Origin of the sequence: Flavobacterium psychroterrae (assembly GCF_018380615.1) — a bacterium.
Taxonomy (GTDB): domain Bacteria; phylum Bacteroidota; class Bacteroidia; order Flavobacteriales; family Flavobacteriaceae; genus Flavobacterium; species Flavobacterium psychroterrae.
The window spans coordinates 524962-531268 of sequence record NZ_JAGYVZ010000001.1 but is presented as its reverse complement, the minus strand read 5'-3'; the positions used below and the strand labels follow the sequence as shown (position 1 = coordinate 531268).

3 protein-coding genes are annotated in these 6307 nt (G+C 36.3%); all 3 read right to left on the bottom strand.

Going from position 1 to position 6307, the window contains the following annotated elements; translation table 11 throughout:
* Positions 1-315: 315 nt before the first annotated feature.
* Positions 316-1734, bottom strand: coding sequence for a TolC family protein (locus tag KHA90_RS01830; RefSeq protein WP_213294326.1), 1419 nt, complete (start codon positions 1732-1734; stop codon positions 316-318).
* A 130-nt stretch (positions 1735-1864) separates the two neighbouring features.
* The gene (locus KHA90_RS01825; protein ID WP_213294324.1) at positions 1865-5029 is read right to left on the bottom strand and encodes an efflux RND transporter permease subunit; all 3165 of its coding nucleotides are present in this window, start codon (positions 5027-5029) and stop codon (positions 1865-1867) included.
* An 11-nt stretch (positions 5030-5040) separates the two neighbouring features.
* Entirely contained in the window at positions 5041-6261 is a 1221-nt protein-coding gene (locus KHA90_RS01820) for an efflux RND transporter periplasmic adaptor subunit (RefSeq protein ID WP_213294322.1), read from the bottom strand.
* Between the last annotated feature and the right edge of the window lie 46 nt (positions 6262-6307).

Genomic DNA, 6307 nt, shown 5'->3' with positions numbered 1-6307 from the left:
AAATTTCTAGAAAATCCAGAAAAAGATTGGATAATTGACAAGGCTGAATCAGAACAACTATCATTTATTTTATAACCTGTTTTTAAAAAAATACAATAATAAAAAATTAAAACACTGACAATGAGACATATAAGAAATAAATTCTTTTGGTTTTATTTTTTATCGGACATTAATGATTATAAATATAAAAAGATGCAAAAAAGTTATCTTACTTTTTACCAGGCGTAGTAAATTGCTCCAATTAAAAAACGCTGTAAAACCGAAGTCTTACAGCGTTTTCGCCTCAAAAAATAAATAATTAACGGGTAATAGGTATTATTTCCAACCGCCGCCCAATGCGCGATATAACTCGACATTGGCAGAAAGTTGCTCTCTTTTTATGTTAGCAAGTTCTAATTCACTTTGCAATAAATTAGCTTGTGCTGATAAAACTTCTAAATATTCAGCCATACCATTTTTGAATAATAAATTGGCATTTTTAATGGCTTGTTGCAAGGTTTTTACTCTTTCTTTAAGAAAAGATTCTTGCTGTTGTAATTTCTCTACTTTGACCAAAGCATCAGAAACTTCACTTACAGCAACCAAAACGGATTGCCTGAAAACTAAGACTGCTTTTTCTCTTTCGACAACAGCAATATTGTATTGTGTTCTTACTTTTTTGTTGTTCAGTAAAGGTTGAGTCAAGCCTCCGGCAACAGTTCCAAACAATGAAGCCGGAATGTTGAACCAATTGCTGGTTTCAAATGAGTTTACTCCGCCTTGAGCGGTAATTTTAAGAGACGGATACAAATCTGCTTTTGTGATTCCTACGTTGGCATTGGCAACTTTAAGTGCTAATTCGGCACTTTTTACATCTGGTCTGCGAGCTACTAATGAAGACGGAATTCCGATTGCGTTATTGTTTTTCACTTCAAGTGCACTCAAACGCGTAGTTCTGGTTTTTGAATTAGGAAATGATCCTGTCAAAACACTTAAAGCATTTTCCTGAATGGCAATGTTTTGTTCTAATTGCGGAATCAATTGTGCAGCAACTAATTTCTGCGCTTCTGATTGCTGAATCGCTAATGTAGTTACTTGTCCTGCGTCGTATTTTAATTTAATGATGGTTGTTGTGCTATCATTTAATTTAAAATTTTGTTTCGCGATTTCTAATTGTGCATCTAACATCAAAAGATTGTAATATCCTTTAGATACATTGGCTACAATATTTGTCTGCAATGCTTTTTTAACTTCTTCTGACTGAAGATATCCTGCATAGGCACCTTTTTTCTGATTACGGATTTTACCCCAAATATCAGCTTCCCATGAAAGTGAAGCTCCGGCAGAATAATCATCAATGTGATTTTGGCCTAAAGCCTGACTTAAATTCTTTCCTGTAAAACTATTATCAGATGGATTACTGGTACTTGCACTTACATTCAAATTAACCTGAGGAACATTTCCCCATTTTGATTGTGTGAATCTGTATTGTGCAATTTCAATGTTTTTTATAGCGATTTGCAAGTCATTATTTTTTGCAACTGCGCTGTCAATTAACTGAACAATATCTTTTTCTGTAAAGAAATTTTTCCACTCCACATCTGCAATACTCGTTGTATCTTTTGAAACCGATGCATTCCTGAAATTTTCAGGAAATGCATCTTTTGGAGTTTCAATATCCTTCGAAACTTTACAGGATATTATAGTCGTGATCAAAATGGCGATTATCACGATTTTGGTTATATAATTTTTCATTTTATATGATGTCATTAAATTTCTGTACAAGTATCTTTTCTGGTTTCAAGATCTCTTGAGATTTTATAGGATATGTATCCAATGCCAATTATGATGGCTACAAGGATTGTCGTTATATAATTTTCCATTTTTATTTTTCTTCGTTATGAATTACGGCTACTGGTTTTCCAGAAACCTTTTCTTGTAAATATTGGAATATGATGAATAATACAGGGATGATAAACAACCCTAATACTACTCCTGAAATCATACCTCCGGCGGCACCAATACTAATAGAGTGGTTACCTTGTGCTGACGGTCCTGTGGCGCTCATCATCGGGATCAATCCCACAATAAAGGCTAGTGATGTCATGATAATTGGTCGCAAACGTAGTTTCGCTGCATCAATCGCTGCTTTGACTAATGCCTGACCTGATTTTCTTTTCTGGACGGCGAATTCTATAATCAGAATCGCATTCTTGGCGAGCAGTCCAATTAACATTACTAATGCAACTTGTACATAAATGTTGTTTTCAATTCCTGTTAATCCAATGGCAACAAATACTCCAAAAATACCTGCAGGGATTGATAAGATTACGGCCAATGGCAAAATGTAACTCTCATACTGTGCAGCAAGTAAGAAATAGATGAATATCAAACACAGTAAGAAAATCGTTGCTGACTGACCTCCGGACGAAATCTCTTCACGAGTTTGTCCTGAAAATTCAAAACCATAACCTGCAGGCAATTGTTGTGCTGCTACTTCCTGAATTGCTTTAATGGCATCTCCGGAACTAAATCCTGGTTTTGGGATTGCATTAATCGAAATCGAATTAAACAAGTTGTATCTCGAAGCCGTTTCTGAACCATAAATACGGGTTAGTTTTACTAATGTATTTATTGGCACCATTTCGCCTGTTTTGTTTTTTACAAAAACTCGGTCAATTGATGACGGATCAGCTCTGTCAGCAATATCTGCCTGAACAACAACTCGGTAATATTTACCAAATCTATTAAAGTCAGATGCTTGTGCACTACCAAAATAGGTTTGCATGGTTTGTAAAATGTCTTTTACGTTCACACCCAATTGGTTTGCTTTTTCATCGTTGATATCCAATTGCAATTGAGGATAATCGGCTTTGAAAGAAGTAAAGGCAACGGCAATCTCAGGACGTTTCATCAATTCTCCAATGAAGTTTTGAGAGATTCCACTAAACTTATCCAGTTTTCCTCCGGTTTTATCCTGAAGTACTAAATCTAAAGCTTCGACATTACTAAATCCGGGAACAGTTGGGAAACTGAATACGAAGAAACTTCCGCCTGAAATGGCACCTAGTTTTCCACGAACCTGATTCATGATTTCGTCGATGTTTTTGATATCTCCACGATCTTCATTTGGTTTAAGCAATACAAATACAACCGCCGAAGATGGACTGGTAGAATTTGTCAATAAGTTAAAACCTGAAATTGCTGTAACATCTCTTGAAGCATCTAATTTGCTAAGAATGTTCTCGGCTTCGGTCATTAGTTTTTGAGTTCCGTCAAGAGATGTTCCTGAAGGCGTATTTACTGCAATCGCAATAAATCCTTGATCTTCCGTTGGGATAAATCCTGCAGGAGTAGTTTTTACCATTATTACTGTTGCAATAGTAATTAAAGCCAAACCTCCTAAACTCAACCATTTTCTTCTGATTAAAAATTTCAAACCTCCAACGTAACGGTTGGTTAATGAGTCAAAACTTTTGTTGAATCCGTTAAAGAATTTCTCTTTAAATCCTTTTTTCTCGTATGGAGTATCTCCGTGTTCCCCTGCGTGATTGTCTTTTAAGAATAATGCAGCAAGTGCAGGACTTAAAGTTAAAGCGTTTACTGCCGAAATTACAATTGCAATTGCCATCGTAAAGGCAAACTGACGATAGAAAACTCCTGTTGAGCCTTCCATAAAACCAACCGGCAGGAATACAGCAGCCATTACCAGCGTAATCGAGATAATAGCACCCGTTATTTCGTGCATTGCTTCATGTGTGGCTACTTTTGGAGACAAATGTTTGTGCTCCATTTTGGCATGCACGGCTTCGACGACGACAATCGCATCATCTACCACAATACCAATCGCCAGAATTAAAGCGAATAATGTCAATAAGTTAATCGAAAATCCGAATAACTGCATGAAGAAGAACGTTCCTAAAATTGCTACAGGTACAGCAATAGCCGGGATTAATGTTGATCTAAAATCCTGTAAGAATATAAATACTACAATAAATACCAGAATAAAAGCTTCTAATAAAGTATGCTCAACTTGTTCGATCGATTGATCTAGAGCCACTTTTGTACTATAGAAAATATTGTGTTTAATTCCTTTAGGGAAATCTTTAGCTGATTTTACCATCAACTTATTGATCGCAACCTGAATATCATTTGAGTTAGAACCTGCTAACTGAATAATACCAATTACAACTCCTTTTTTACCGTTTAAACGAGTTAAACTGTTGTATGAATATGCACCAAGTTCAACTCTGGCTACATCTTTAAGATGAAGTACTGAACCATCAGCATTAGAACGTATAGCAATATTTTCATATTCTTCGGGTTTGGTTAATTTACCTTTGTATTTAATAACGTATTCAAAAACTTCTTTACTTCTTTCTCCAAATTTACCCGGAGCAGCTTCCAAACTTTTATCCTGAATCGCACTCATGATTTCGTTTGGAGTCACTTTGTAAGTAGACATTTGCGTTGGATTCAACCAAACACGCATTGAGTAATCTTTAACACCTCCAAAAATACTTGCAGAACCAACTCCCGGAATACGTTTAATCTCCGGTATAATATTGATCTGTGCATAATTGGCAACAAAAGTCTGATCGTATTTTGTTTCGTCATCGGTATACATACCAATCGCCATGATAAAACTGTTTTGTTGTTTCGCAGTGGTTACACCTTGTTGAACAACCTCTGCAGGTAATTGACTTGTTGCCTGAGCAACTCTGTTTTGAACGTTTACCGCAGCCTGATCTGCATTAGTCCCTAATTTAAAGAAAACTGTAATCGCAAGAGATCCGTCATTACTGGCTGTAGAACTCATGTAAGTCATGTTTTCAACACCATTGATAGACTCTTCAAGTGATGGTGCCACAGAACGTAAAACCGTTTCTGCATTCGCTCCCGGATAAACCGCCGTTACTAAAACCGATGGTGGCGCAATATCAGGAAACTGTTGTAAGGGCAACTTCGTAAGACCAAGTATACCTAATATGACCAATAAAATGGAAATAACGGTTGCCAGTACAGGTCTTTGTATAAATATTTTGAACATTTTCGTAAAAATTATTTTTTATTAATTATTTGGGCAACTTTAGCAGGAGATGATTTCTCAGGCTGAATTGCCTGACCGTCCTGAAGTTTATCGATTCCGCTTAATACGATTTGGTCACCGGATTTTACACCATCCTTGATAATGTAATTCGTTCCGCTTTTACCAGAAACCGTTATAGGCATTTTAGTAACCTTGTTTTCTTTATTTACAGTGAAAACAAACACTTTATCCTGCATTTCTACCGTAGCCGATTGTGGTACTAAAACTGCATCATCATGTTGAAGACCTAAACGAATTCTTCCTGTATTTCCAGAACGTAAAGTTCCGCCAGCATTAGGGAAAGTAGCTCTTAAAGTAATCGCACCTGTAGTTTTATCAAACTGACCGTCAACCATATCGATTTTTCCGGTTTGAGGATAAGAATTATTATCTGCTAAGATTAAAGTAACAGGAGGTAATTTTTTTAATTTATCGCCAAGGCTGTTTCCAGCGTATTGCGCTTTGAAGTTGATGAAATCTGTTTCACCTAATGAGAAATAAGCAAACACTTCGTGGACATCAGATAAGTTAGTTAAAGGCTCAACATCAGTTGCAGAAACTAAACTTCCTTGTTTTTTAGGTAATCTTCCAATGTAACCACTTACTGGGGCTGTCACATTAGTATAGCCTAAATTAATTCTGGCAGATCCTACCATTGCTTTTGCTTGTTCGATATTTGCAGCAGCAATTTTTTGAGAAGCTTTAGCCGTTTTCAACTGATAATCAGAAACTACTTTATTTTGAACTAAAGGAGTTAATTTATCAACTTCTAACTGAGCGTTTATTAAAGCGGCTTCATATGCGTGAAGACTTGCCAAAGCATTGTTTAATTGCTCACGAAACGGACGTTCGTTTATTTTGAATAAAGTTTGACCTTTATTTACATAAGCACCTTCGTCTACAAAAACTCTTTCAAGGTTTCCGCTAACCTGAGGGCGAATTTCTACATCAACTGTTCCCTGAATCGAAGCAGGATATTCAGCATCTGTAGTCGTGTTCTCGCTTGTGATCGCTAAAACGGGCAATAATGGTGGAGCAGGAGCTGCCGGAGCCTGCGACTTATCAGCACAACTGCTTAGCACTAGTGCCAGAATAAAACTGGTTATAATTACATTTTTCATTTTCGTATTGGTTTTAATTTGTTGGACATTCTTGTTGTTTAATTGTGGTATTACGGCATTCTGGGAATTCATATCTAATTATATTAAATTATCTAACGTTGTTAAGTAAATTGGTACA

Bases quoted from the DNA above. Each gene is read 5' to 3' on its own strand.
- KHA90_RS01830 (WP_213294326.1), bottom strand. From the start codon at position 1,734: ATGAAAAATTATATAACCAAAATCGTGATAATCGCCATTTTGATCACG.
- KHA90_RS01825 (WP_213294324.1), bottom strand. From the start codon at position 5,029: ATGTTCAAAATATTTATACAAAGACCTGTACTGGCAACCGTTATTTCC.
- KHA90_RS01820 (WP_213294322.1), bottom strand. From the start codon at position 6,261: ATGAATTCCCAGAATGCCGTAATACCACAATTAAACAACAAGAATGTC.